Annotated in this window: 25 protein-coding genes, 1 tRNA gene and 1 pseudogene; 15 read left to right on the forward strand and 12 right to left on the reverse strand. The window is 58.7% G+C overall.

Translation table 11 applies throughout. The features are described from left to right. Positions 1-14 precede the first annotated feature (14 nt). The 3 genes from HMPREF9697_RS14070 to HMPREF9697_RS14080 are packed head-to-tail and all read left to right on the forward strand — an operon-like array spanning position 15 to position 4,989. The gene (locus HMPREF9697_RS14070; RefSeq protein WP_002717903.1) at positions 15-422 is read left to right on the forward strand and encodes a FixH family protein; all 408 of its coding nucleotides are present in this window, start codon (positions 15-17) and stop codon (positions 420-422) included. After that, on the forward strand, positions 419-1,867 hold the full coding sequence (locus HMPREF9697_RS14075; RefSeq protein ID WP_002717904.1) for an efflux RND transporter periplasmic adaptor subunit: 1,449 nt from the start codon (positions 419-421) through the stop codon (positions 1,865-1,867). Before HMPREF9697_RS14070 ends, HMPREF9697_RS14075 begins: the two co-directional genes overlap by 4 nt. Continuing rightward, the gene (locus HMPREF9697_RS14080) at positions 1,864-4,989 is read left to right on the forward strand and encodes an efflux RND transporter permease subunit (protein ID WP_002717905.1); all 3,126 of its coding nucleotides are present in this window, start codon (positions 1,864-1,866) and stop codon (positions 4,987-4,989) included. Before HMPREF9697_RS14075 ends, HMPREF9697_RS14080 begins: the two co-directional genes overlap by 4 nt. Positions 4,990-5,170: 181 nt before the next feature. Here the strand turns inward: HMPREF9697_RS14080 and HMPREF9697_RS14085 are convergent, their stop codons facing one another. Further along, positions 5,171-6,133 (reverse strand): formylglycine-generating enzyme family protein, encoded by a 963-nt coding sequence (locus HMPREF9697_RS14085; RefSeq protein WP_002717906.1) that lies wholly within the window; start codon positions 6,131-6,133, stop codon positions 5,171-5,173. A 174-nt stretch (positions 6,134-6,307) separates the two neighbouring features. Next, complete coding sequence (locus HMPREF9697_RS14090; protein WP_244597755.1) at positions 6,308-7,807, reverse strand: sulfatase-like hydrolase/transferase; 1,500 nt, start codon at positions 7,805-7,807, stop codon at positions 6,308-6,310. A gap of 158 nt (positions 7,808-7,965) precedes the next feature. On the opposite strand from HMPREF9697_RS14090, the gene HMPREF9697_RS14095 reads away from it, so the two are divergent. The 4 genes from HMPREF9697_RS14095 (at position 7,966) to HMPREF9697_RS14110 (ending at position 11,944) form a co-directional block, all read left to right on the forward strand. Then, positions 7,966-9,198 carry an MFS transporter gene (locus HMPREF9697_RS14095; protein WP_040307965.1) on the forward strand — a complete coding sequence of 411 codons (1,233 nt, stop codon included), beginning with the start codon at positions 7,966-7,968 and terminating at the stop codon, positions 9,196-9,198. 6 nt (positions 9,199-9,204) lie between these two features. Continuing rightward, positions 9,205-10,227 (forward strand): LacI family DNA-binding transcriptional regulator, encoded by a 1,023-nt coding sequence (locus HMPREF9697_RS14100; protein ID WP_002717909.1) that lies wholly within the window; start codon positions 9,205-9,207, stop codon positions 10,225-10,227. A 322-nt stretch (positions 10,228-10,549) separates the two neighbouring features. Then, positions 10,550-11,110: a cupin domain-containing protein gene (locus HMPREF9697_RS14105; RefSeq protein WP_210161931.1), complete on the forward strand. Its 561-nt coding sequence runs from the start codon at positions 10,550-10,552 to the stop codon at positions 11,108-11,110. A 9-nt stretch (positions 11,111-11,119) separates the two neighbouring features. Beyond that, positions 11,120-11,944, forward strand: a complete 825-nt coding sequence (locus tag HMPREF9697_RS14110) for an aldolase/citrate lyase family protein (RefSeq protein WP_002717911.1) — start codon at positions 11,120-11,122, stop codon at positions 11,942-11,944. On the opposite strand, the gene HMPREF9697_RS20520 is transcribed toward HMPREF9697_RS14110, so the two are convergent. The 3 genes and pseudogenes from HMPREF9697_RS20520 to HMPREF9697_RS21730 all read right to left on the reverse strand — a co-directional run. Next, the gene (locus HMPREF9697_RS20520; RefSeq protein ID WP_002717912.1) at positions 11,901-12,788 is read right to left on the reverse strand and encodes a glycosyltransferase family 2 protein; all 888 of its coding nucleotides are present in this window, start codon (positions 12,786-12,788) and stop codon (positions 11,901-11,903) included. The genes HMPREF9697_RS14110 and HMPREF9697_RS20520 overlap by 44 nt on opposite strands. A gap of 192 nt (positions 12,789-12,980) precedes the next feature. Further along, positions 12,981-13,604, reverse strand: a complete 624-nt coding sequence (locus HMPREF9697_RS20185; RefSeq protein WP_244597756.1) for a substrate-binding domain-containing protein — start codon at positions 13,602-13,604, stop codon at positions 12,981-12,983. Between the two features lie 168 nt (positions 13,605-13,772). Next, positions 13,773-13,910, reverse strand: a pseudogene (locus tag HMPREF9697_RS21730) (LysR family transcriptional regulator); the annotation flags it as partial. A gap of 219 nt (positions 13,911-14,129) precedes the next feature. Here HMPREF9697_RS21730 and HMPREF9697_RS14120 point away from each other — a divergent pair. The 3 genes from HMPREF9697_RS14120 (at position 14,130) to HMPREF9697_RS14130 (ending at position 17,367) form a co-directional block, all read left to right on the forward strand. After that, positions 14,130-14,678: a flavin reductase family protein gene (locus HMPREF9697_RS14120; RefSeq protein ID WP_002717914.1), complete on the forward strand. Its 549-nt coding sequence runs from the start codon at positions 14,130-14,132 to the stop codon at positions 14,676-14,678. A 99-nt stretch (positions 14,679-14,777) separates the two neighbouring features. After that, positions 14,778-16,172 (forward strand): MFS transporter, encoded by a 1,395-nt coding sequence (locus HMPREF9697_RS14125; RefSeq protein ID WP_002717915.1) that lies wholly within the window; start codon positions 14,778-14,780, stop codon positions 16,170-16,172. A gap of 25 nt (positions 16,173-16,197) precedes the next feature. Further along, positions 16,198-17,367 (forward strand): LLM class flavin-dependent oxidoreductase, encoded by a 1,170-nt coding sequence (locus HMPREF9697_RS14130; protein ID WP_002717916.1) that lies wholly within the window; start codon positions 16,198-16,200, stop codon positions 17,365-17,367. Between the two features lie 85 nt (positions 17,368-17,452). Here HMPREF9697_RS14130 and HMPREF9697_RS21670 read toward each other — a convergent pair whose 3' ends face one another. From HMPREF9697_RS21670 to HMPREF9697_RS14145, 4 genes are read right to left on the reverse strand one after another with little or no spacing between them, the layout of a single operon-like run. Continuing rightward, positions 17,453-17,578, reverse strand: coding sequence for a hypothetical protein (locus HMPREF9697_RS21670; RefSeq protein ID WP_283804943.1), 126 nt, complete (start codon positions 17,576-17,578; stop codon positions 17,453-17,455). Positions 17,579-17,598: 20 nt separating this feature from the next. Then, positions 17,599-18,498 carry an efflux RND transporter periplasmic adaptor subunit gene (locus HMPREF9697_RS14135; protein ID WP_002717917.1) on the reverse strand — a complete coding sequence of 300 codons (900 nt, stop codon included), beginning with the start codon at positions 18,496-18,498 and terminating at the stop codon, positions 17,599-17,601. Positions 18,499-18,529: 31 nt separating this feature from the next. Continuing rightward, on the reverse strand, positions 18,530-18,727 hold the full coding sequence (locus HMPREF9697_RS14140; RefSeq protein WP_002717918.1) for a DUF1656 domain-containing protein: 198 nt from the start codon (positions 18,725-18,727) through the stop codon (positions 18,530-18,532). Next, positions 18,724-20,832, reverse strand: a complete 2,109-nt coding sequence (locus tag HMPREF9697_RS14145; protein ID WP_244597760.1) for an FUSC family protein — start codon at positions 20,830-20,832, stop codon at positions 18,724-18,726. Before HMPREF9697_RS14145 ends, HMPREF9697_RS14140 begins: the two co-directional genes overlap by 4 nt. Positions 20,833-20,972: 140 nt before the next feature. Between HMPREF9697_RS14145 and HMPREF9697_RS14150 the strand changes: the two genes are divergently transcribed. Together HMPREF9697_RS14150 and HMPREF9697_RS14155 are read left to right on the forward strand one after the other, a co-directional pair. Further along, the gene (locus HMPREF9697_RS14150; protein ID WP_002717920.1) at positions 20,973-21,452 is read left to right on the forward strand and encodes a tellurite resistance TerB family protein; all 480 of its coding nucleotides are present in this window, start codon (positions 20,973-20,975) and stop codon (positions 21,450-21,452) included. A gap of 35 nt (positions 21,453-21,487) precedes the next feature. After that, the gene (locus HMPREF9697_RS14155; RefSeq protein WP_002717921.1) at positions 21,488-22,267 is read left to right on the forward strand and encodes an SDR family NAD(P)-dependent oxidoreductase; all 780 of its coding nucleotides are present in this window, start codon (positions 21,488-21,490) and stop codon (positions 22,265-22,267) included. Positions 22,268-22,274: 7 nt separating this feature from the next. Here HMPREF9697_RS14155 and HMPREF9697_RS14160 read toward each other — a convergent pair whose 3' ends face one another. Both HMPREF9697_RS14160 and HMPREF9697_RS14165 read right to left on the reverse strand, forming a co-directional pair. Further along, on the reverse strand, positions 22,275-23,501 hold the full coding sequence (locus HMPREF9697_RS14160; protein ID WP_040308297.1) for a bifunctional alpha/beta hydrolase/OsmC family protein: 1,227 nt from the start codon (positions 23,499-23,501) through the stop codon (positions 22,275-22,277). Between the two features lie 116 nt (positions 23,502-23,617). After that, positions 23,618-23,693 (reverse strand) — tRNA-Ala (locus tag HMPREF9697_RS14165). A 197-nt stretch (positions 23,694-23,890) separates the two neighbouring features. Between HMPREF9697_RS14165 and HMPREF9697_RS14170 the strand changes: the two genes are divergently transcribed. The 3 genes from HMPREF9697_RS14170 to folD are packed head-to-tail and all read left to right on the forward strand — an operon-like array spanning position 23,891 to position 25,428. Beyond that, positions 23,891-24,181: a YggT family protein gene (locus HMPREF9697_RS14170; protein ID WP_002717922.1), complete on the forward strand. Its 291-nt coding sequence runs from the start codon at positions 23,891-23,893 to the stop codon at positions 24,179-24,181. Between the two features lie 28 nt (positions 24,182-24,209). Next, positions 24,210-24,533, forward strand: a complete 324-nt coding sequence (locus HMPREF9697_RS14175; protein WP_002717923.1) for a DUF167 domain-containing protein — start codon at positions 24,210-24,212, stop codon at positions 24,531-24,533. A 10-nt stretch (positions 24,534-24,543) separates the two neighbouring features. Beyond that, positions 24,544-25,428, forward strand: coding sequence for a bifunctional methylenetetrahydrofolate dehydrogenase/methenyltetrahydrofolate cyclohydrolase FolD (gene folD, locus HMPREF9697_RS14180; RefSeq protein WP_002717924.1), 885 nt, complete (start codon positions 24,544-24,546; stop codon positions 25,426-25,428). A 25-nt stretch (positions 25,429-25,453) separates the two neighbouring features. Here folD and ppa read toward each other — a convergent pair whose 3' ends face one another. Beyond that, positions 25,454-25,990, reverse strand: coding sequence for an inorganic diphosphatase (gene ppa / locus HMPREF9697_RS14185; RefSeq protein ID WP_002717925.1), 537 nt, complete (start codon positions 25,988-25,990; stop codon positions 25,454-25,456). Positions 25,991-26,031 lie beyond the last annotated feature (41 nt).

Below are 26,031 nucleotides of genomic sequence, written 5' to 3' on the forward strand. Positions count from 1 at the left end.
GAGGATCTAAAATCATGAAGGGTCTCTATCGCGCGCGCGCCGCAACGGTCGCGCTATTCGGTGCTGCATTAGTAGGCATGACGTTGCCCGCGCATGCCGACATCAAGGACTACGAGTTTCAACTCATGCAGCCGACGGTCCAGGCTGGGTCGGATCGCATCGTCGCCGTACGCCTCGTCAACAAAACCACCGGCAAAGCCGTGCCTGATGCTGTGATCTTTGCAACCCGGCTCGACATGGAGCCGGATGGCATGCAGGAGATGGCAACAAAGGTCACCGCGATGCCAGGTACGGAGCCAGGAACCTATCGGTTCAAGGCAAACTTCAGCATGGCGGGACGGTGGCAGCTTTCACTTGGCGCCAAGGTGCAGGGTGAGACCGGCACTGTTGAGACCAAGTTAGTCGTCACGGCCGAAAAATGACTCCGCGCCGTCTCTCCGCGACTGCCGCTGCAATCATTGCAGCGGCAGGTATCGCTTTGATGTCCAGCCGCGAACTGGGGCTGCGGCATCCTGAATATTCAATCGTATCCGCCGCTATGGCGGCGGGTGCGCCTATCTACTTTCAAGATCCGGACGGCAGACCGTTCTACTCCTTGACGCCGAAGAAAACCCCGGATGGCCGAGACTATCGCGTGGTGCCCGCTGGTGCCGACGTGAGTTTCGACGACCCTGCGCACGAGGACGCCGATTCACAATCACACGTCGAAGCAGACGCCAAAGAACGCCGTAAGATCAAATATTATCGCAACCCCATGGGATTGCCGGACACGTCGCCGACGCCAAAGAAAGATTCGATGGGGATGGACTACATTCCTGTCTATGAAGACGAGGATACGAATGACGGATCGGTCAAGCTCTCGCCGGGAAAGATTCAACGCACAGGCGTGAAATCTGAGCTCGTCGTCAAGAAGACAGTGACGTCGCTGATCCGCGCGCCAGGAACCGTTCAGGAGGATGAGAGACGCGTTTCGGTTGTCGCGTTGCGATTCGAGGGATTCGTGGAGAGCGTCGCCAATGTCACAACCGGCGACCACGTTCATAGGGGGCAATTGCTTATGAACGTTTACAGTCCGGCGCTATCGAGCGCGGCTGCGGAATATCTCTCCGCCATTAATGCTGGAGCCACGGGCAGGGATCTGAAGGGCGCACGGCGCCGATTGGAGAACCTGGCCACACCGGATTTAGCCATCAAGGAGCTTGAGCGCAGCCGGGAAATCTCACTCTCGGTTCCTTGGGTTGCTCCGCAGGACGGAGAGATTCTTGAACGCAATGCCGTGAATGGCATGCGTGCGGCGCCTGGCGAAGTGTTGTTCAGGATCGCCGACCACCGCCTTGTCTGGGTGCTCATCGATGTGGCGGAGCGCGATCTGGCGCAAATCTCTGTCGGAGCCAAGGTGACTATCCGGCCGCGTGCGCTCGTCGGCCAAACGTTCGATGGCACCGTCGCGCTCATTTATCCGCATCTCAATGCAGCAACGCGCACTGCGCGGATTCGAGTCGAGGTGCCTAATCCCGACGAACTATTGCGACCCGAGATGTATGTCGATGCTGAGATCAAGGCTGGTACGACCGATCCGGTACTCGCGGCACCTGAAAGTGCGGTATTGGATAGCGGAAGCCGTCAGGTCGTTCTGATCGACAAAGGCGAAGGACGCTTCGAGCCGCGTGAAGTGAAGCTTGGTCGTCATGGCAGCGGTTTCGTCGAAGTCACTCAAGGCGTGTCAGAGGGCGAGGCTGTCGTCACCTCAGCAAACTTCCTGATTGATGCCGAAAGCAATCTTAAAGCCGCGCTGAAAGGACTTGCTGCCGCGAACGACGAAAAGCCGACGCCCCTGAGACCTGATAGCACGGGAACACGGCCATGATTGCCCGTGTCATCGCGTGGTCGGCGCGCAATCTGCTGTTGGTTCTGTTCGGTGCCGGTTTTGCGGCTGCCGCAGGCATCTACGCGCTGGCTCATCTGCCGCTCGATGCCATTCCAGACCTCTCGGATACGCAAGTTATCGTCTACACCGAATATTCCGGACAGGCGCCGCAGGTGATCGAAGATCAGGTCACCTATCCGCTCGCCACCGCGATGTTAACGGTCCCAAAATCGAAAGTGGTGCGTGGGTTCTCGTTCTTCGGCGTTTCCTTCGTCTACGTCATTTTCGACGACGGCACCGATATCTATTGGGCGCGTTCGCGCGTGCTTGAATCCCTCAACAGCGCGGCTTCGCGGTTACCTTCAGGCGTCACGCCAACCATTGGGCCGGATGCGACCGGCGTAGGCTGGGTCTACCAGTATGCAGTGGTATCCAAGGAATTGAACCTCGCAGACACACGAACAATCCAGGATTGGAATCTGAAGTTTGCTCTTGCAAGGGCGGAGGGCGTCTCGGAAGTGGCGAGCGTCGGCGGCTTCGTCAAACAATACAACGTGGTTCTCGATCCGCAGCGAATGCGCGATCTCGGCATCACCATGCAGAAGATGCGCGATGCAATCCGCGCCAGCAATGCAGACGTTGGCGGGCGCACTGTCGAACTGTCCGAGTTCGAATACGTCATTCGGGGGAAAGGCTACCTCAAAAGCATCAATGATCTCGGAAACATCGTTCTGAAGGCCGACAAAGGCACGCCGGTGCTCTTGCGCGACGTGGCGCGTGTTGAGCTTGGACCCGACGAGCGGAGGGGGATTGCCGAACTGAATGGTGAAGGCGAGGTGGCGAGCGGTATCGTTCTGCAACGCTTCGGCATCAACGCGCTCGACGTCATCAACAACGTTAAGAAGCGCTTCAAGGAGATCGCAACAAGTCTACCAAAGTCAGTTGAGATTGTGCCGGTCTATGACCGCTCGAACTTGATCAACGCGGCTATCACGACGCTCAAACACACGCTGGTCGAAGAAAGCATCATCGTTGCTCTGGTGTGCATCGTGTTTCTGCTACATGTCCGGAGTGCGCTTGTTGCCATCCTGATGTTGCCGGTCGGCGTGCTAATGGCATTCGGAGCGATGAAATTATTAAATATCGGCTCCAACATCATGAGCCTCGGCGGCATTGCGATTGCGATCGGCGCCATGATCGACGCCGCAATCGTCATGATCGAAAACGCGCACAAACATCTCGAACGGTCCAAAGACGGCCAGTCGCGCATCTCCGTCCTGATCGATGCAGCGTCGGAGGTGGGCCCAGCACTATTCTTCAGCCTTCTGATCATTACCGTCTCGTTCATGCCGATCTTCACGCTGGAATCGCAAGAGGGCCGGCTGTTCAGCCCGCTTGCCTTTACCAAGACCTTTGCGATGGCAGCTGCGGCATTGCTGTCAGTCACTTTGGTGCCAGCGCTGATGGTGATCTTCGTTCGTGGCCGGATCATCCCGGAACACCGGAATCCGATCAACCGATTCCTGATCTGGATTTACAAGCCGGTGATCAAATGCGTGTTGCAGGCCAAAGTATTGGTGATCCTTCTTGCCGTCGGAGTTCTCGCAATTTCGGTCTGGCCCGCGCGGCAACTCGGGACAGAGTTCATGCCGAACCTGAACGAAGGCACGCTGCTGTATATGCCGACGACGCTGCCCGGTATCTCGGTGACCTCGGCCGCCGAACTGATGCAAACTCAGGATCGGACCATTCGTTCTTTTCCAGAGGTGGCCTCTGTCTTTGGCAAAGCGGGACGTGCGTCGACGGCCACAGACCCAGCGCCCATGGAAATGTTTGAGACCATCATCAATCTCAAGCCAAAGGAGCAGTGGCGCCGCGGCGTGACGATCGACGGCCTCATCGCAGAATTGGACAAGGCGCTACAGTTCCCCGGCGTCTCCAATGCCTGGACCATGCCAATCAAGGCTCGCATCGACATGCTTTCGACTGGCATTCGCACGCCGGTTGGCGTGAAGGTGATTGGTCCTGATCTCGCCGGGATCGACACACTCGCGCGACAGATCGAGCAGGTACTTAAGGCTGTTCCGGGGACATCGTCGGCATATGCGGAGCGTGCGCTCGGCGGCTACTATCTTGAGATCACACCCAATCGTGAGGAATTGGCGAGGTACGGCATCTTAGTGCAGGACGTGCAGGACACGATCGCAACTGCACTTGGTGGCCAAAGCATAACGACCACTGTTGAAGGCCGAGAACGATTCACTGTCAACATGCGCTATCCTCGGGATCTTCGCGACAGTCCGAAGGCAATCGCGAGCGATATTCTCGTGCCGATGCCCGGGGGCGGGGCTGTGCCATTGGGAGAAGTCGCCAGCGTGACACCTGCACGCGGGCCAACCTCGATCAGGACAGAAAACGGCCAACTCGCAACTTACATTTATGTCGATATCCGGGATCGCGATCTCGGAGGATACGTCGCCGACGCCCAGTATGCCGTGCAGTCCGGGATTCAGTTTCCGCCAGGCTATTACGTGATTTGGAGCGGTCAGTATGAATATCTCGAACGTGCGACTGCCCGGTTGAAGGTCGTTGTACCTGTCACGCTCCTGATAATTTTCCTCCTGCTTTATCTCAATTTCCGCTCGATCACCGAGACCCTGATCGTCATGCTCTCGTTGCCATTCGCGCTGATAGGCGGACTCTGGCTGATGTGGTGGCTTGGTTTCAATCTTTCTGTCGCAGTTGCCGTTGGCTTTATTGCTCTGGCCGGTGTCGCGGCGGAAACGGGCGTCGTTATGCTGATCTACCTCAACCACGCGTGGGCTGAAGTACAGGCCTTGTGTCAAGCGCAAGGTCGACCGGTCTCGCGGCGTGACCTCGCCGACGCGATCATGGTGGGCGCTGTGGATCGTGTGCGGCCCAAAATAATGACCGTGGTGGCAATCATGGCAGGCCTCCTGCCGATCATGTGGAGTACAGGTACTGGTTCCGAAATCATGCAACGGATCGCAGTGCCGATGATTGGCGGCATGGTCTCATCGACGCTGCTAACGTTGGTCGTGATCCCAGCCATTTTCGGACTGGTGAAGGGTGCTCGCTTGCGAGATGAACGCCGCGCCTAATTATAGAAAATGAATTCACTCCAGATGATTCTGGAGTCGATGAATTTCAAACCTCAGTTCGGGTTCATACCAAGACCGTGTCGCTTTTACGATCTTTACAACCGACAGCATCATGGGCACTTCCACCAGAACGCCCGGGGGTCGGGGTTTCGAGTCCCTCTTGCGGCACCAGTCTTTTAGCTCAGTCGGCTCGAATCACGCACCTGAATCCGACGTGACTCGTAGACGTGTCGATGGGCTGTGCTTGACGAGCGGCGGGTCTGTATCGTCGGCAATAATTCGGCGCACATAGGTGCGAGCCACCCTTTACAACCCTCCTTGGAATACGAGTGTTGCGGTCTCCAGCATCGAAGCTGTCTTCTTCTCGCGCTCCCCGCGGGTTTTCAGGTATGCAGCAGGCTTTTTGCGCATCCGCTTGATGGCGTGAACCGTACCAATCCTTTGTCCACTCCCAAACATTTCCGATCATGTCGTGAATGCCGTAACCGTTCGGCGGAAAGGCGGTCACAGGCGAGGTGCGGGCATAGCCATCGAGAGCCAGGTTCTCGTGAGGAAATTCTCCTTGCCAGGTATTCGCGAGATACGTGCCTCCGGGTGCGAGCTCGTTGCCCCATGCGAAGTCGGCATTCTCCAGCCCGCCGCGCGCGGCAAACTCCCATTCAGCTTCGGTCGGCAAATCCTTTCCGGCCCATTGAGCGTATGCAAGGGCATCAGCGAAAGTGATGTGAACGACAGGGTGGCTATCGAGCGTATTGATATTGCTCTTGGGGCCGTATGGCCTGCGCCAATTGGCTCCCTTCATAAGGGTCCACCATTGCGCCCAGCTGTGCCGATGAGAGGACGACGCCGGAGGCGTGAAGACCAGCGAACCGGCAAACATCATATCTGGAAGTATTCCCGGATAATCTTTTGGGTCTGGCATCCTCTCCGCGAAGGTGATGTATCCGGTTTGTCTGACAAAGTTTTTGAACTGACGATTTGTCACCGGTGTCCGGTCGATCAGGAAGCTGCCGACTTTAACCCGATGTTCGGGTGCTTCTTCAGGATAGTGCCTGTCAGAACCCATCACATAGACGCCGCCAGTAAGCCGGATCATGTCCGGCACATCGGTCATGTTCTTCATGTTTGAAATCTGATGGTTCATGTTCCGATCCGAATCGCGGCGGGCGTATGACCCGTTCGATCTTGCTTGAACTCACGAACGATAAAACCAGCCGAGCGATACCGCATCAAAAAAGCCTTCGGAGCAGGCAGTCCGCTCCGAAGGCCTTGAAACCGCTCCGATGAGCCGGTTCGCTTCGTTTTGCGTTCTCCTGACTTAACCGAGTTCAGCCGCCACGCCTGGCGGAGGCGAGAAGCCGAGATCGCCGCGTGCAATCACAGCGTCTCGACCACCATTCTTTTCAAGCAGCGAATTCTGCCGAACCCGCGCGCGCGCATCGGCCTCTTTTGGGTCGCAAATTTCTTCAAGCCGGCGACGCATGTCGGCCTCGACATCCGCGTATTTCGGGTTGCCAGCAAGGTCATTCAGCTCTTCCGGGTCGTTTTCAAGATCGAAGAGTTGCGGCGGGTAATCGAGATAATTGACGTACTTCCAGCGGCGGCTCCGCACCATGAAAGCGGGTCTGGTCGTTCCCATTCCGTGGTATTCGGAAAATGCGACGCGGTCTTTTGGCTGCTCTTCGATGATATCGAACAGCGAGGCCCCTGGAAGGTTTTGCTCCTCGTCGGCCGTCAAGGCTTCACCGGCCGACGCCAGGATTGTCGGATATAAATCGACCAGCGAGATGGGAGTTTCACATGTCTGTCCGCGCGGGATGTCGGGACCGGACATGATGAAAGGCACGGCTGCGGTTTCTTCGTACATGGTGGACTTACCCCACAATCCACGGGCTCCCATGTTGTCGCCGTGGTCACTGGTGTAGATCACCCGTGTGGTGTCGGAGAGATTGGTGTCCGTCAGGCAGGCAAGCAATTTTCCCACGTTTTCATCCAGGAAACTGCAGAGCCCGAGATATCCCGCCAGCCCCCGGCGCAGCTTGTCCGGAGTATCGAAAAACTCGTCATAGACGAAGCTGCCTGCATAATCCTGCAGATAGGGATGGTTGGGGCGGTGCATGTCTTCGTAAAGCTTTGGCGACGCCAATCGTGGATCATTGTAATAGCGGTAGAAATGCTCAGGCGGCGCTGTAAGCGGAAAATGCGGACAGACGAGTGATACAAAAAGCACCCACGGCTTGTCGGCGTACTTCGGGGCTTCTTCCTGAAGCCAGGTCTGCGCGCGCGCAGTGATATCGCGATCATAAAATGTGTACGGAGACTCGCCCGGCCCGGCGAGTTTGGCCATCTTCCAGGACATTCCCCGCCGTGGGAGGTTTTCTCGAACCAGCCCCATGAGGTCGCCCTTGCCCTCGATGACATGCATCGGGACGATTTCTTCGCTGAATCCGTTGTCGTCTTCACTCGAGCGGAAATGCAGCTTTCCAATGGAGACAACGCGGTGTCCTGTTGACCGCAGCCGATGGTGCCAGCTGGTTACAGACCCATCGTAAGGATCGGCATTATCCCAGAAGCCAACCTGATTAATGTATCGTCCTGTCGCAAGAGATGCGCGAGAGGGGATGCATACCGGAGAGTTGCAATACGCCGCGTCAAATCGAACGCCGGAAGCGGCAAGTCGATCAAGATTGGGCGTATGGACGAGCGGATGTCCGTAACATCCGAGCGCCTTGGCGGAATGTTCGTCGGAAAGTATCACGACCAGATTTTTCGGGCTGGGCATTGCAGTGACCAATCTTTTAATTGACAGCGCTGCCATTTTGATCTGACAATGACAGCGCTGTCAATAATAAATGATTGCGCTGTCATTTTGGCGCAAGCTTATGGGAAGCGCTACTAATCGGGAGGGACCTTATGAGCGCATCAGTGCCGATATCGCAAAACCGCTGGTTTCGAATACTTGGCGTATCATTCGTCATGTACGTTCTGTCGTTCATCGATCGAACCAACATTGCGATGGCCATTCCCGGCATCCGGGCCGACCTGGGCCTTACAGCTTCCCAAATCGGGTTTGCGACCGGCGTTTTCTTCTGGGGGTACGTCGTCCTTCAGGTCCCGGCAGGGCGTCTCGCGTCGACCTGGAGTCCCAAGAAAGTCATCCTGGGTCTGCTTGTCCTCTGGAGCTTTATGTCGATGACGACGGCGTTCGTGCATACGACCACCGAACTCGTCGCTAATAGATTTCTGCTTGGCGTGACGGAAGGTGGCGTTCTCACGTCCGTTATCGTCCTGATTAGCCGATGGTTTACCCGCGCCGAACGGGCGCGCGCAAATGTGCTTTTCCTGATGGCAATCGCCGTCGGGCCGATGATTGCAAACCCGATTACGGGATTTGTTCTCACATTCATGAACTGGCGGTGGATGTTTGTGTTTGAAGCGGTGCCAGCTCTTCTGTGGGGCATCGTCTGGTGGTTCGCCATCGATGACACGCCGGCCGAAGCCGAGTGGCTTCCGAAGGCCGAGCGGGAGATGTTGGTCAGCGAACTGTCCAACGAGCGAAAGCTTGCTAGCGAGCCAACCGGTCATTGGGCAAAAACACTGATGCACCCAGCCGTGTTGCTGCTCGCGCTCTATAATTTTCTAGCGCTGATGGCTGAATGGGGCGTGATTTTTTGGCTGCCAAGTGTGATCAGGGATAGTTCGCACGGCATGCCTATCTACATTGTTGGCCTTCTGGCTTCTCTGCCCTATCTTGCCGGCGTCGTCGTGATGTATTTCGTGGCCGTAAGCTCGGATAAGCGGCAAGAGCGGAAATGGCACATGCTGATCATGTCGTCGCTCTCGGGTATTTTTCTCATCTGCGCGCAGTTCGCCGTAGGCTGGAATATCTGGGTCGTCCTGGGCTTCTTGGTCCTCTCCACCGCATCGTTCTTCGGCCGCTACGGTCCGTTCTGGACAATGCCAACCGAAATCCTCCCACCGTCGGTTTCGGGCGTCGGCATCGGACTCATCAATGGCGCAGGGAATATCGGTGGAGTCTTCGGGCCGCTTATGTTCGGATACTTCCGCGAGGTCACCGGCAATTTCTCGACCGCGCTGGTTCTGGCTGGTGTGTCGCTGATCCTGAGTTCGATCGTGGCGCTGCCAATCTCGAACAAGCCTCCGGCGAAAAGTGGCAATCGACAGATGGCCACTGCGTCAGCTAAATGATGGTTCATGAGCACTGAGAAATCCAACATCACTTTAGACGATGTTGCCGCCAAGGCGGGCGTGTCACCGATAACGGTGTCACGCACGCTGCGGAAACCAAATCTGGTTGCGGAGAAGACCCGCAAACAGGTCGAGCTGGCGATCTCGAAACTTGGTTATGTGCCCGATTTGATCGCGGGCAGTTTAGCCTCGCGGCAGACTCGGCAGATAGCCGTCGTTATTCCGTCCCTTAACACGCCCGCATTCATGCGCATGGTGCGGGGCATTTCGGAATATCTATCCCCGCGCGGCTACCAATTCGTGCTCGGCGACAACAATCTTTCCGGTGATGACGAAACAAAGCTAATAGCCTCACTGCTCGGCCGCCGATCGGACGGCATCATATTGGCTGACATTGTCCAGACACCGGAAGCACGTAGAATTTTGGAGCGAAGCGGCGTTCCTGTCGTTGAAACCTGGAGCCTGACACGCCGCCCGGTCGATATGAACGTTGGCTTCAATAACCAGGCGGCGGCGCGAGAAGCTGTCCGCCATCTGGTTGATATTGGCCGCCGTCGTATCGGCATGATTTGCGGTCCACTGCGAGCCAACGAGCGGGGGCGGCAGCGAGCGCTGGGTTTTCGACGCGCGATGGAAGAAGCCAATCTGAATGCCGATCTGTTCGTTGAGCTCCCGCTGCCAATTAGTTTCAGCGATACCTCCGTAGCGCTGCGTACTCTTTATGACCGCGATAAAGGGCTTGATGCAGTATTTTGTAGCGGCGATAGCTTTGCCGTCGGTGCGCTTTTTGAGGCGCAACGACAAGGTCGCGCCGTGCCCGATGATTTAGCAATTGTCGGTCTCGGCGACTTGGACCTGGCCAGTTATGTCGTTCCGGCGCTCACGCGCGCTGAAGTGCCCGGCTACGAAATGGGACGCTTGGCCGCAGAGATGATTGTCAGCCGGCTGTCCGGCAACACGATTTCGAAGAAGGTAATCGACGTAGGCTTCAAGCTGGTTGTCAAAGGAAGCACGGTGAAACCTGCCTAGCGTGGCAGAGCCCCCCAACCGAGTGCTGTCGCGCTCACGCGACGCCGCCTTATGCCATTGTTGATAATGTAGGAATCTGCGTCCCGTAATACGGGGCGGGGGCAAATCGCCTCTGGCGAGACCGCTTAATCTCCCCGCTTGGATAGCCGTCCTCCCGCGCAGTTAGCATGTCGGCGATTGGCGCCTGCTGGCGTTGGTGATCTTACTTCCGCCCCTGTTTAACCTTCGGCAAGCGTCCAAAGCCGTATGGCTTGACGAAAGCACTTGGTCATCGGCTGTCTCAGCCTTATGAGTTCGAACGGAAAGTCGGACTGATGACCGTATGCCGTTCGAAACTGGCTCGAGTTGTTCGCCGATTGCGGCCGAAGGGAAGGCAATGGAACAAGGCAAGAAGGATCCTCAGACTGTCACCGCGACGGGTGCGCGTGCTCAGTCCTTTAACATCCAAGGTGTTCGTACCATTGCTTTGAACAACGTGCTCACGCGCAGCGGCGCTGTCACGGAGCTGTTCCGCACGGACTGGCCTGAGATTTCCATCGAACCGCGTCACATGATTCTGGCCACGATGAATCCCGGAGCGGTCACGGATTGGCATCGCCATACACGACAGACGGATCACCTGATTGCCATCAGTGGGAATATCAAGCTGGTGTTGTGGGACGGACGCGAGAATTCCAAAACCAAGGGACAGCATGACATCATTCGTTTCGGTGTTTTGCGGCCGCTCATTGCGGTTGTGCCTCCGGGCGTGTGGCACGGGTTGCGCAATGAGAGCGGATCGATTGCTCAATATGTCAATGTCAACGATGTACCCTATGATCATGCCGACCCGGACAATTTCAGGCTGTCGTCGGAGCACGGCAAAGTGCCGATTGATCTGTAGAGTGGATCGATGCTCAGCGACACGGAGTCATTCGGGCAGGACTTTCTTCTGACGCTGCTCACGGCGGACCCCGCTGTTGCTGTCGAGGGAGAACAAGCTGGCGTTCAGCGAATTGGGATAGATATCGAGCGGCTGGGAAAGGCCGCTCGCCAGGCTGGGCACGATACCCGGCTATCCGAGCATACGTGGGATAATCTTTCGGAGATCGCGCGCGCCCTGCGCTCCAGCGATGTTTTTGTCCGGTTGAATCCGCCGCATCCAGGAACGGCCGAAGAAGTCGGGGTAGCGATAAAGTGCGGGGCAACCGTTTTGATGTTGCCCTACTTTCACACGGAGGCAGACGCTGCAGTCTTTGCAAATCTTGTGAAGGGGCGGGCGTACACCATGCTCCTTGTCGAGACCCCCCGCGCGCTTGTACGCATTCAGGAGATCGCGGCAACCAAGGGCATAGATGAGATCATGATTGGTCTCAACGATCTGCGGCTATCCATGAATCTTCGTGGGCTCGAGCTCGTATCATCTCCCCTAATGAGCACAATTGCCCGAATCGTGAAGGATAGCGGAAAGAGATTTTCGTTTGGTGGTCTAGGCCGTCATGACGATGCGACCCTGCCGCTGAATCCGGATATCCTGTATGCTCAGTACCCACGCCTTGGCGCGACCGGAGCATGGCTTTCCAGATCGTTCTTTCGAAATCCGCCGGCACATTGGACCATGAAAGACGGGGTCAAAGCATTGAGAGCGCGCCTGTCATTCTGGGCCGCGCAGTCCGAACACGACCTGACTCTTGCTAAGGACGCCCTCGCATTGCAGTCCATAAATTCCGAGGTCTAAACTTTAGCAAGGAGCGGTCGATAGCTCGACCAATTCCTCGCAGCCTCGTTCGAGGAATGCGACGCCAAATTTTCCGGCCCGGGTGGCGTTTACGGCTCCAATGATCGTTTTTTATGTCGATAGCCGATCGCTCAATCTCCGCCCATTGCTTGCGGAGCTCGACGTCCGACCAGATGTATTGAGCGCCCCATCCACGTTTCAGGTCTTTTGAGCGTTGGCGGGTGGCGTAAAGTTTATGACGTGCAGCAACGCGTGCCATGTCCAAATAATGGAAGTGAAATAAAAGCAGTTCGTCAGGTTTCGGCGCTAACACGCGCCCTTCAAATGCGGCGCGATGACGACCGGCAATGAAGTTGCTTTCACGAATTTCATTCGGATCAAAAATACTCACCTTCGAATAACTTTGATCCGGCGCGCCCCTTGAGCAGAAGTCGAACAGAGATTGATCATTGCTGTTCGGAAACGAATCCGAGACCATCTGAAATCCCAAGGCAGGAATGATCGTGACCGAGCTGTCTTTGCATTCCTCCAAATATGAAACGATCGAAGGGTGATAAAGATGCTCATCCAGATCGGTCACGACAACCCAATCCGCTTTACCCCGCGCATCTTTCCAAATCTCGTTCTGTAATCGACGTTGGGATTCGATGCGAGACTCCGGGTCTGAAAGGTCCGGTTGCGACCTTACTTCCACACGCGGGTGGGCCTGAAGCAGGGCGATTGAATTGTCGGTCGACCCGTCATCATAGACAAAATAGCGATCGACCCAGGGATCGTAATGCCTGAAGAAGAACGGCAGCATGTGTCCGTCGTTCCAGCATCGAGTATAGAGATAAACGGTCATGTCGCCTCAGGCACAGTCAAATCGGGCAATCTGCGCGATTGAGACCATGATGCATATCCATATGCAAACCATCCATTGGTCTGCGCTACGTTCGTCCAGATATTTTCTGTTGATCCAAGTCGGTCTCTGACTGCCGATCAGCTTAAAAACGAAAACGTCGGTCGGATAGGGTGGGCGCTTAGCTTCAGCCAGCTACGCGCTCTTCTCGTCCGGACTTTGATCATCCGCGAAATCGAACGTGCTGGCGTCGCGCGCCAGCTCCGCGATACGCGCCTGAAAGGTTGTCGAGGTTGAAGAGCGATAGATCGCGAAAAACTCGACGTTTGGGCCAGAAGGCTTTGTTCGCAGCAGCCGCAAATGGCCCGACTCGATGTCAGGCATGTATCGTTTGACCGGAAGCAGGCTTATTCCGACGCCCTCTCTGGTCAGGGAGGCGATCACATCCATGCTGTCGCACAGGTCGACCTTGGTCTGGGCGCCGCCAATCGAAGTCAGCCATTGCTGGACGGTGTGATGATGGAAGCTATCCTTTCCCAAAGACAGGATTCTGACGTTTTTTAAATCGGCCGGCTCAATGACACGATCAGGAAGCTCCTGCCTGCGTCCCGCCATCCAGGCGAAGCGAACGCTTCCCACGGGCTGGGTTTCGAAGTTTGCATCAAACGTCAGTCCCGGCGCCAGAATGAGATCGAATTCATCGGCGTGCATCCGTCGCAGAAGTTCTGCAGTCAGGGACACATTCAGTTCGAGAGACAGTTTCGGAAACTGCTCATGGATGAGGTCCACCAGCCGGGGCAGCCAGGTCACCGCGATCATTTCGGCAACGCCGAGCCGCAGCAGTCCTGCGGACATATCCGCGTTGGTTACAAACGTCTTGATATCGGCGACGGCCGAGGTGACCTTTTCGGCATAGCGGCACAATTCCCGCCCTTTGGGTGTCAGTCGAATTTTGCGCTGAGAGCGGTCGAAAAGAATGACGCCCAGGCTTTCTTCCAGCTCCTGGATTCGCGCGGAGATGGTGGATGTCGTGGCGTTCAGCTTTTCGGCGGCGGTCGCGAAACTGCCATGCTCGACAATGGCGAGAAATGTTTCGAGTTGGCGGATATTCAAGCGCGGCCTCATTACTCAAAGGCGCAATCGCCCCAGCGTCATTCAATCTCAGTGCAGGCACCGGAGCAAGTCGGAACAGACTTGTGCATTGCGGCGAGCGTTCCAAATAAAAACACAGCGCGCACTGTTCGGATTTTTCAAACGTAATCGTTCAAAATTATTCGCTTTTTATCGGGAGGGCGGTCGCTACCGTTGGCAGCAGATGTTCAATCGAGCCGAAGAGGCGAAACCATGCTTGCCAATCAGACCGCGATCGCTTCGCAAAAGAATTTCAGCCCGATGATCGATCATGCTCCTATCATGCCGGACCAGTTCAAGGCGGTCATGAGGCGGTTTGCCGCAAGCGTGAACGTCATTACGTCGGCAGACAGCGACGTTCTGAACGGCATGACCGCAACTGCGGTCTGCAGCGTGACGACGGAGCCGCCGAGCGTTCTGATTATCGTCAATCGGGCCAATCGGTCCCACCCGATCATCAAAAACTCGCAGGCCTTCGCGGTGAATGTTCTGTCGGAGGAGCAAAAGGTCCTTGCCCAGCATTTTGCGTCGCGTGCGAACGATCCCTTCGCTTCGGTCGAGCATTTCATCGGCAAGACTGGCTGTCCGATCATCAAAGGCGCCGACGCCTTTCTGGAGTGTGTCGTGACGCAGGAAACCGAGGTCGGTTCGCACACGATTTTTGTCGGACAGGTCGTTGCGAGCGAGACGTTCGATGAGCGGCCGCTGCTTTATCACGCCGGGCAGTATCTTTGCCTGAAAGATGCGAAGGGCGCTGCGTGACTCCGACCCCCGAGACCGAAGACAGGAGAACTATCGGATAGATCTTTGAATCGCCGCTAAAGGCCACTCAATCACATATAAAAATACTGGGAGGAGAGTATGACCTTGAATGCACAGACAATGGAAGACAGTCAACTGAACCGTTTCTACGCGAAACAGGCCAAACGGGCTGTTATTGCCTCAACGGTTGGTACCATGATCGAATGGTACGATTTTTATCTATACGGCCTCGTCGCGGCGCTGGTTTTCGGAAAGCTCTATTTTCCTTCACATGACCAGTATACGGGCACGCTGCTTTCGTTTTCGACGTTGTTTCTCGGGTATGTCGCCCGTCCGGCAGGCGCCATTCTGTTCGGGCACTTCGGTGACCGCATCGGTCGAAAGGGCACTCTGGTCGCCACGCTTTTGCTGATGGGCGGCAGTACGGTCATCATCGGCCTCGTCCCAACCTATGAAGTGATCGGTATCTGGGGCGCGGTCGCGCTCACGGCTCTGCGCATGCTGCAGGGAATCGGTGTCGGCGGCGAGTGGGGCGGTGCAATCGCGGTGGCAACTGAATGGTCGCAGTTCAACAAGAGCCGTGGTCTCGCGGGAAGCTGGCCGCAATTCGGTTCGCCGCTCGGACTTCTGCTAGCGGTAGGTGTTCTTACCATCGTGAGCCATGCAGGATCGCCGGAATGGTTCGAAACCATCGGATGGCGTATCCCGTTCCTGCTCAGCGCTATCTTGATCGGCGTCGGCCTCTACATTCGCCTCGGCGTACTTGAAACGCCGGTGTTCGAGAAGGTGCGAGCGGAGAACAAGATCGTTCGCGCACCGGTGCTCGACGCGATTAAATATCACTGGCGTGAAATTATCCTGACCTGCCTCATTCGTACCGGGCAGATGGCGCCGTTTGTCGTCTTCACCGCATATCTCCTCTCCTATGGCACAGGAGTGCTCAAGCTCGAGCGATCTTTCCTGTTCAATGCAGTGCTGGCGGCATCGTGCGTCTCGCTGGTTACGACGCCGCTCTTCGGCTACATCTCGGACAAGATCGGGCGGAAGCGGATGTACCTGATCGGCGCGGCGACGATGTTCCTGTTCGCCTTTCCGTACTATTTCCTTCTCAACAGTCAGGTCCCTGCATTGATCGTGCTGGCGATCATCGTGTCCCTGCCGGTGCACGACATGCAGTACGGACCGCAGGCGGCCTTCATTGCGGAAAGCTTCCCGCCTGCCGTGCGCTACTCGGGCTCGTCGCTTGGCTACCAGCTTGCGTCCATCACCTCGGGCGGTCCGGCACCGATTATCGCTGCGTGGCTGTATCACACCTACGGCACGTCGCTCGCGATAAGCGCGTATCTCGCGTTCATCGCGGCGATCAGCTTCATCTCGACGTTGTTCCTGCCCGATCGCTCGAAGCAGAACTACGGCGCGGACGGCCCTCTGCCGGTCTCACGAGAGGCACTTGAACTGGCGCAGGACGTCGCCATTGCGCCGGCCAAGGCTTGATTGAGAAATCCAGGAGGAAATACCGATGTCAGTTGAAACCCTCACGAAGGCCGCGGCCCAAAATCCCGTCGATCAATGGCACGAGGTATCGCCTCTGACGCGATTGCCGGATCACAAGCTGCTGGTCGGTTTGTTCCTCCCGATGCAGGAAGGCGCGTGGAGCCCATCAACGGCTCCACGCGGGACAAGCTGGACGTTCGACTATCTCGCGAAATGCACGACACGCGCCGACGAATTCGGGTTTGACCTTGCCTTCGGTCTTGCTCAGTGGCTGAGCAAGGGTGGCTACGGCGGAGCGATGAAGTTTCGCGAGCACGAGCTAGATCCGATCATCGTCAACACCGCATTGGCGACGATGACCAAGAAGATCGTGCTCATCAATACGGTTCACATTCTCTATGCGTGGCATCCGCTTCATCTGGCGAAGTTCGGCGCGGCGATCGATCACATCAGTCACGGCCGTTGGGGTGTCAACGTTGTTACCGGCTACAAGCCGAGCGAATACCGGATGTTTGGTTTGCCGACGATCGAGCACGATCTGCGCTACGAGATGGCCGATGAATTCACCACGATCATGCGCAAGCTGTGGGCGGACAATGAGGACCTCACGTTCAATGGCCGCTACTGGCAGACGGAGAAGGCCTTTCTCGCGCCGAGGCCGGGAGCCAAACGACCTTTCCTCGTCAATGCCGCATCGTCAGGGGCCGGGCTGGAATATGCGGCCAAGCATTCGGACATCATCTTCATCACGAGTCCGGCCGGGGCCGATCCGGTGAAGGCATGTGAATCGCTTCCGGCAGTCAACGCAAAGGTCAAGGACCTAGCGGCCAAATATGGACGCAAGGTCAAGACGATCATCAATCCGCATGTGATCTGTCGGCCAACCGAAAAAGAAGCGCGAGCGGCCTATCAGGCAATACTCGATCACGAGGATACGACGGCGGCCGATAATTTCGTGCAGACCTTCGTCAGCGGTGACACCAAGTCATGGCGTGGACACAGCCGTGCGCAGTGGGTAATCGGCGGCAACGTACATCTTGTCGGTACTCCCGAGCAGATCGTGGACTGGTTTGGCAAGCTGAGCGACGCCGGATGCGATGGCGTTCAGGTGAACTTCTTCGACTACCTGCCGGACCTTGAATTCTTCGGCAAGGAAGTCATGCCGCTCCTTAAACAAGCGGGCCTCAGGAACTGAGGAATCTCTTCCAGGCTGCTTACTCAGGAAAACCCGGCGTACTGCCGGGTTTTTTTGTCATCCGTCGCTCGAAGGTGAGGACGGATCAACTACCCGCCGCTTTCCAGCCGCCGCCGGCGCCCGATTTCGACGGCGTCGTCGAACATGTCTTCGAGAAAGCCGGTCGCCTGTCAGTCGCGAACGCCGAAGTGGCCTGATCGCGGTAGTCCATGTGAGGTTCCCTGAACACCCCTACGGAGCCTTGGACGAGGACGGTGTCGCGTCGCCAGGGCCCGTCACCACCACGGTGGCGGTCATACCGGCGCTCAGTGTGACGCCATCCGGCACGTGGTCGATTGCGATGCGCACCGGAATACGCTGCGCCAGCCGCACCCAGTTGAAGGTAGGATTGACGTTGGCGATCAACTCGCTTCCCGGCGCATTGTCGCGGTCGGTAATGGCGCGCGCCACGCTCTCGACATGGCCGCGCAATTCGGAGCTATATCCCAGGAGTCGGATCGAGACATTGTCACCGATATGGATCGAGCGCAGCTTCGTTTCTTCGAAATAACCGGCGACGTAATAGGAGTCGCTGTCGACGACGGCCACCATCGCCTTCCCGGCGGTGGCGTAGTCGCCCTTGTCGAGCAACAGGTTGGTGACGTGGCCGTTGACCGACGAACGCACCTGGGTGCGCGCGAGGTTGAGCTTGGCAACATTGAGCGCGGCCTGTGCCTGATCGTATGCTGCTTGCGCAGAGAGTGCGGCGCTGTGCGCCTGCGCGAGTGCTTCATCCGAGATGGAGGCGGAAGAAAGTCTCTGCCGCCGCGCGTATTCTTCCAGCCGCTGGTCGCGCAGGCTCTGCGCTCCGGCGAGTGCGGCTTCTGCGTTCGAGACCGCAAGCTGGAAGCGGGCCTGGTCGATCACGAACAGCACGTCGCCAACCTTGACGCTCTGGTTGTCCTTGATGCGGACGTCGATCACCACGCCTGACACGTCCGGCGTGACCTGCACCACATTGGCGCGCACCCGCGCGTCACGCGTCCAGGGGCTGTCCTCATAGGTGCGCCACAAGTACCAGCCTGCGACCGCCGCGACGGCGAGGGTCAGCAGGGTCACGAAAAGACGCAGAAGCGGCAGGCGTTCGGACATCCAGTTGTTTCCAGTCGACTTGGATTTTCGTTTAAAGCGTCGCGACCACAATGATGCTGAGTAAAATGACATAGAGAGCGGTATTGAACAAAGGCGGGTGCCAGACGAAACGGTAGAAGCCGGCGCGCGTCAGCCCAAAGCGTAGCACGAGCCAAAGGAGGCTCGCTGCAAGTGCATATCCCATCAGGGGCGGCAGCAAGATGCCGGCGAGGTTGATTTCCTTGATCATGCGGTCACCGTCTCCATCTGCGGAGATTCGTCCTCGGGCGGTTGCCCGAAGAAAACCGCATGCCGCTTCAGGATCATGTCGATGTTGTAGAGCGCCTCGGCAGCGCGCAGCGTCGCTGTGCTGTCGTCGCGGTTGAGGAGACTGGCGCTCGCTGCTCCGAGTGAAAGCAGCGGCCTTTTGCTTGCGCGGTTGCGCGCGGCGCGGGCGAAGTAATCCGAAATGGCCCGGCAGGCTGCGGCTACGCGGCGAGCGGCGGGCGGCGGCAATTGATGCCGTAAGGCGTGCAGCGCCATCACGTTCAGGCCGAGGCGAAGGCTGCCGAGGCCGCCCTGGATGGTGGCGCGCTCGTCCGCCTTCATTGGATTGAGCCGCGCAAACAGCGCATTGTTGCGATCGAACATCCGGCTTTCGAATGCGCCGCGGTCGGCATGCTCGTTCCGGCTGATGGCAGCGAGATCGAGGAACATGCCGCGCATCAGCCGCTGCACGGCCCAGTCTGTCCGCAGCGGCCAGAGCAGGCCAAGTGTCACGACGCCCATACCGATGCCGGTGACGTAGCCGAGCGCGCTGTTGATGAAGGCGGCGAAGTCATAAGTCATGGTGTTGACAATCGGTGTCAGGCCGCCCGCGGTCATGATCAGCGGCAGAGTAAAGCGGGCCGACTGAGGGGACGCGAGAAACGCGCCCGCGATAAGATAGAATGGGGCCAGCGCGACCGCCAGCGCTGCGAAGCCAGAGAGCGGCGGCAGAACCGCGAACAGATAGAATGCCGCGAGCAGGGCACCCGCGAAGCTCATCCAGAGAAACACGGCGGATGCGGCGGCGGGATTGTCGCGGCCACCCATAATGGCGCAGATGATGCCGGCAAAGGTGACGGCGGTCGGGCCATTCGGCCAGGCCGAGAGAATCCAGAAGGCGCTGGCGAGCAGTACGGTGAATGTCGCGATCGCGCCACCGAGCAACGCGGCGGACAGGTCACGGTAGGGGCGGAAGGACGGCACGGCGGGATTTCCGGGAAGGCGGCGGCCGCTGGCGATATGGGTGCGCAGCCATACCGCGTCGCGCCAATGGTCGAGCACGTCGCCAAGGCGCAACAACATGCTGCGCAGCAGAAAGGAGCGCGTGTCGGCACGCAGAGTTGCGGTGTCCGGCAAATAGGCGTCGATCTGGCGGTGAAGCTCCGTTTCGTCGAAACGCTCCGCCTGCGCGTCGCTAGCGGTTTTAGCACCGGCCGTTTGCGCCATGTGGGCCGCAGCCTTTTCCAGCAGGGGACGCAGCGCCTCAGCCGTGGCGGGGCGTTCCTGCACCAGCGCCGCGAACCGGTCGTAGACCGACATCAGCATCGCGAGCAACGCCAGCAGCTTCCCTTCGAGTTGCCGGATCGCCGGATCGACCACCCGAATGGCGGGTGTATCGAAGATCGCGAACACACGCAGCGAATCCAGCGACACCACGGCATTGAGAATACGACGGCGGTCGAGCAGGCCGGTGATTTCGTTCTGCTGGCCCTGCAGCGCGTCCTGTGCCCAGCGCGCCATGCTCGGCAGGGTCGCATCCAGTGCCCTGCGGAGCGCGTCGCCCGCGCGCTGCGGAAAGATCAGGTGATGCACCAGCGTGGCGCAGCCGATGCCGATCGAGATTTCCAGGCAACGCGATACCGCATAGTCGAAAGCGGTATCCGGTGCGAGTGCGGCGGGCAGCCCGATGATCGCCGCCGAATAGCCGGACAGCATGCCGACATAGGCCTGTGGGGCGTCGCGCAGATAGATTGTGATCGTCGTGCCGAGCCCGATCCAGAGCGCGAGCGCAAGGCAGAACAGTTCCGGGCTGTTGTTGAACAGCGCCACGAAGACCAGCGAGGCGACCGCGCCGATCATGGTTCCGAGCACGCGGTAAACTGATTTCGACAGCACCATGCCCGCGAGCGGCTGCGAGACGATATAGACCGTGGTCACCGACCACATCGGCTGGGAGAAATTGAGCCGAAGCGAAATGTAGAGGGCCAGCATCGCTGCCGCGAAGCTCTTCAGCGAAAATACCGCTTCGCGCCAGGTCAGGTTCTGGAAGGTTTTCAGCATGCAGGCAGGCTCGAGCCGAGTGGCCAAGATTTCTCTTACTGGGTAAATCGCGGATTCAGAAGGCCCTGCGGGAGTTTCATTGCCGGAGTTTCATGTTCTCGCCATGAAATGACAAGACGGCCCTGATTAGGGTAAGAACGCCGTTCCCCATTCGAGGACCACCCCGGATGCTTGATAGATTGCGCCAGTTCATCACTGATGTCGTATCCCTTGCCGGGCCGGAGCAAGCCGGCTTCGCCGACGATGATTATCGTCTGGCGGCGGCCGCGTTGTTGATCCATGTGATCTCGCTCGACGGCGAGCCTTCGGCCGCCGAAAAGCGCAAACTGCATGCCTTGCTGGAATATCGTTTCAATCTTGATCATGGAACCGCCGACGTGCTGATCCGCGATGCCATGCGGGTCGAGGGCGAGGCGGTCGACCTCTATCATTTCACCAGCGTCATTATGCGTTCGGTGAGCGAGGAGGGGCGGCTGCGGATCGTCGAGATGATGTGGGAACTCGTCTATGCCGACGGCCATGTCAGCGAGTTTGAAGAAAATGTGATCTGGCGTGCCGCCGACCTGCTCGCCGTCTCCGCTCGCGAACGGATCAATCTGCGCCAGCAGGTGGCGGATAGCGCGCTGGATTCCGACGCCGTAAACTGACCGCTGACGTTCACATCTCCGACAGGTTGAGCCGAATGGCCGAGCGCGTGACACTGATTACAGGAGCGTCGTCCGGTATCGGTCTTGAACTGGCGCGGATTTTTGCCGCCCATGGACATACCTGCGTGCTGGTCGCGCGACGCGCGGATCGTCTTTCTGAATTGTGCGATGTGATCGGGGCCACTGGCGCCAAGAAGCCGATCGCCATCGCCTGCGATCTTGCGGCCGAAGGCGCCGGAGCAAAGCTGGAGGAAGGCCTCGCGGCGCTTGGCTTCGAAGTGGAGTTTCTCGTCAACAATGCGGGCTTCGGACTGGCCGGTGCGGCGCTTGAACTCGATCGCGCGCAGCAGCTCGAGATGATTGATCTCAACGTCCGCGTGCTGACCGATCTCACGCTGCGCTTTGCCGACAGCATCGTCCGCCATCGCGGTGGCATCCTGAATGTCGCGTCGATCGCGGCATTCCTGCCGGGACCGGGAATGGCGGTCTATTACGCGACCAAGGCGTTCGTACTGTCGTTCACCGAGGCGATGCGGGGGGAATTACGCAAGACCGGCGTGCGCGTCACCGCGCTCTGTCCTGGCCCGGTGCCGACGGAATTCCAGTCACGTGCCGGATTCGTTCCGGGAATAGATTCGAAAGTGCTGACCGTGTCGGCTGTCGAGGTTGCACGCGCCGGTTACGAAGGATTGATGGTGAACCGGCAAGTGGTGTTGCCGGGCTTTGCAGTTCGCAGCATTCCGCTGTTGCTGCGGTTCGTTCCGCGCGCATGGGTGCTGGCTGCGGTCGCGAAGGTGCAGCAGCGCCGTCGTTAGACGCGCTTCAAGAATCCCGTTCGGCTTCGCGCGTGACGATGTCGATCTCCGAGGTCAGGGTGCGATGCACCGGGCATTTGTCGGCGATTTCCATCAGCTTGTTGCGCTGTTCGCCATCGAGTGTGCCTTCGATGGAAATGACCCGCTCGATCCGGCTGATCATGCCGTCCTTGGTTTCGCACTCGGCGCAATCCTTGGCGTAGATGCGCGAGTGTTTGAGTTTCACGGTCACGCGGTCGAGCGGCAGCGCCTTGCGCTCGGCATACATCCGCATCGTCATCGACGTGCAGGCGCCTAAGCCTGCGAGCAGGAGGTCGTAGGGGCCGGGGCCGCTGTCGAGGCCCCCGACGCCGACCGGCTCGTCGGCGAGAAGCGTATGACGGCCTGCCGTAACAAGTTGCTGGAAGCGGCCTTCGCCAGTCTCCTGCACGGTGACGCCCTCTTTCTCCGCGAGATCCTCCATCGCCCCAGGGACCGCATCGAGATAACGCTCCGCCCATGCCGCCACCATGTCGGCGACGTAAAGAGCGTCCTCCCGCTTCGTTAGCAGATGGTCCGCGCCCGCGAGCGAGATGAAGCTCTTGGGGTGCTTGGCCGCGACAAAAATCTCCGTGGCGTTCTCGATCCCGACCGTGTCGTCGGTCGGCGCGTGGAAGATCAGTAGCGCGCGCCGGAGGTTGGCGATGTGATTGGCCAGGTTTTGGCTGGTGACATCGTCGAGGAAACTGCGTCGGATCGTGAAGCTGCGTCCGGCAAGAGACACCTCGGCTTCGCCCTCGGCGCGGATGGTCTCAACATGATTCCGGAACAGCCCGACGACATGCGCGGGATCGGAGGGGGCTGCGATGGTGACGACGGCCTTTGCCTCCGGAATCCGTTCCGCTGCCGCGAGCACGGCCGCGCCGCCGAGGCTGTGGCCAATCAGCAGAGCGGGGGCGTGGTGGCCAGCGCGCAGATGATCGGCAGCCCGGATCAGATCGGCGACGTTGGACGAAAAATGCGTGTTGGCGAACTCGCCCTCGCTATTGCCGAGGCCCGTGAAGTCGAAACGCAACACCGCGAAGCCACGCTGCACCAACTCGCCGGCGATGCGGCTCGCGGCAAGATTGTCCTTGCTGCAGGTGAAGCAGTGGGCGAACAGCGCATAGGCGCGGGGTGTGCCCTCGGGGCGGTCGAGAGCGGCGGCGAGCATCCCGCCCCCGGTTCCCGGAAACTGAAAACGCTCGGTCGGCACGCCAGCCTCCATTTCTGCGGCAAGTCCGGCACAGGATGCCAGACAAACGGCAACGATGCGAGGCGGCCCTGTGGCATGAGCGGCATCACGGCGCAGATGGTAATGAAGGAGGGGGTTGGTGGAGCCAGGCGGGATCGAACCGCCGACCTCGTCATTGCGAACGACGCGCTCTCCCAGCTGAGCTATGGCCCCGTCGGCCGGTGGGTTGAACCCGGCAACGCGCGCCATTTACAATCCGGTCCAACCCCAAGTCAAGGACTCCGGCCGGGCTTCCGCGAGGGCTGAAATGGCCACATTTAAGGCCCTGAGACCGAGAGCCGAAGGCCTTCGGCTCTCTTGTTTGGTTCCCCCTGAGACGATAAGAGGGGCCTTCAACTGGAAAACTCGCCATGCGCGCCGTTCTCGATATTGTTCTCATCATTCTCGATCTTTACGTCTGGCTGCTGATCGCCTCCGCCATCCTGTCCTGGCTGATCGCATTCAACGTCGTGAATACGCGAAACCAGTTTGTCGCCTCGGTCGCCGAGTTTCTTTACAAGATCACCGAGCCGGTGCTGCGTCCGATCCGCAACATGATGCCGAACTTCGGCGGCCTCGATATCTCGCCGATCATCGTCATTCTCATCATCATGTTCCTGCAGCGGGTCATCACTTATTACATCTACCCGAACGTGATCTGATCCGGTCGCGCTGGCTAAGGGATTCCCGATGGACCCATGGCGATATGCAGCGCATGGCGTCATGGTTTCTGTCCGGGTCACGCCGCGCGGTGGTCGCGATGCGGTGGACGGCATCGAACAACTCGCTAACGGCAAATCGGTCGTCAAGGTTCGCGTGCGGGTGGCGGCGGAAGGCGGCGAGGCCAACCGCGCGGTGACCGAGCTTTTCGCGGAAGTTCTCCGCGTTCCGAAAAGCAAAGTGCGCGTTGCGTCTGGCGTGACCTCGCGCATCAAGCAGATCGCGATCGACGGCGATCCCAAACAACTTGGCGAGGCTTTGAAAGCCTCGACCGCCATAACCGACAAGGATTGAAAGGACATCGATGCCGGCCAGTGTGATCGACGGAAAAGTGATTGCGGCGAAGCTGCGCGAGGACGTGGCGGCGGAAGTGGCGCGGCTGAAGCGCGATCACGATCTCACGCCCGGCCTTGCTGTGGTGCTGATCGGCAACGATCCGGCAAGCGAGGTCTATGTCGGCAGCAAGACCAAGCAGACGCTGGCCGCGGGCATGGCGTCGTTCGAACACAAGCTCGCCGCCGACACGCCGCAGGCCGAGGTGCTGGCGCTGATCGAAAAACTCAACCGCGACCCGGCCGTGCACGGCATTCTGGTGCAATTGCCGCTGCCCAAGGGGCTCGATGCCAACACCGTCGTCAACGCGATCGATCCGGCCAAGGATGTCGACGGCTTGCATCCGGTCAATGCGGGGCGGCTCGCGAGCGGGCTATCGGCGCTGATGCCGTGCACGCCGCTCGGCTGCATCATTCTGGCGAAGACTGTGCATGCCTCGCTCGAGGGTATGAACGCCATCGTGCTCGGCCGTTCCAATCTCGTCGGCCGTCCGCTGGTGCAACTGCTGCTCAATGAAAATGCGACCGTGACGGTCGCGCATTCGCGCACGCGCGATCTGTCCGCGTTGTGTCGTCAGGCCGATCTGGTGTTCGCGGCGGTCGGGCGGCCGGAAATGGTGAAGCGCGACTGGATCAAGCCCGGCGCGACCGTGATCGATGTCGGCATCAATCGCCTGCCGGGCGAAGGCGGCAAGAGCCGTCTCGTCGGTGACGTTGCTTATGCCGAAGCGATGGAGGTGGCGGGCGCGGTGACGCCGGTGCCGGGTGGCGTCGGTCAGATGACGGTGGCCTGCCTGCTCGTCAATACGGTGCGCGCGGCCTGCGCCATTCACAAACTGCCGAAGCCTGCGGTCTGACCGCAGGCTTCACAGAGTCTTCTTCTTACTTCTTCTCGTTCTTGGCGCGGGCGATGCCCTCGAGGATGAGCTTCTGCGCTTCTTCCGCGCCGCCCCACCGCACGATCTTCACCCATTTGCCGGGCTCCAGATCCTTGTAGTGCTCGAAGAAATGCTGGATCTGCTCCAGCGTGATTTCCGGCAGGTCGCTGTAGGTCTGGATGCGGTTGTAACGCTTGGTCAGCTTCGGCACCGGCACCGCGATGATCTTCTCGTCGCCGCCGGCCTCGTCTTCCATCAGCAGCACGCCGACCGGACGCACCGCCATCACCGCACCCGGCACGATGGCGCGGGTGTTGGTGATGATGACGTCGCACGGGTCGCCGTCCTCGGACAGGGTGTGGGGGATGAAGCCGTAATTGCCTGGATAGCGCATCGCCGTATGCAGGAAGCGGTCGACCACCAGCGTGCCCGCGACCTTGTCGAGTTCATACTTGATCGGCTCGCCGCCGATCGGAACCTCGATGATGACATTGACCTCGTGCGGCGGGTTGGCTCCCACCGAGATAGCGTCGATATTCATGGATAACCCTGGACTAGGAATAAAGACCGCGAACGGCGGCC

Origin of the sequence: Afipia felis ATCC 53690 (genome assembly GCF_000314735.2) — a bacterium.
GTDB classification, from domain to species: domain Bacteria; phylum Pseudomonadota; class Alphaproteobacteria; order Rhizobiales; family Xanthobacteraceae; genus Afipia; species Afipia felis.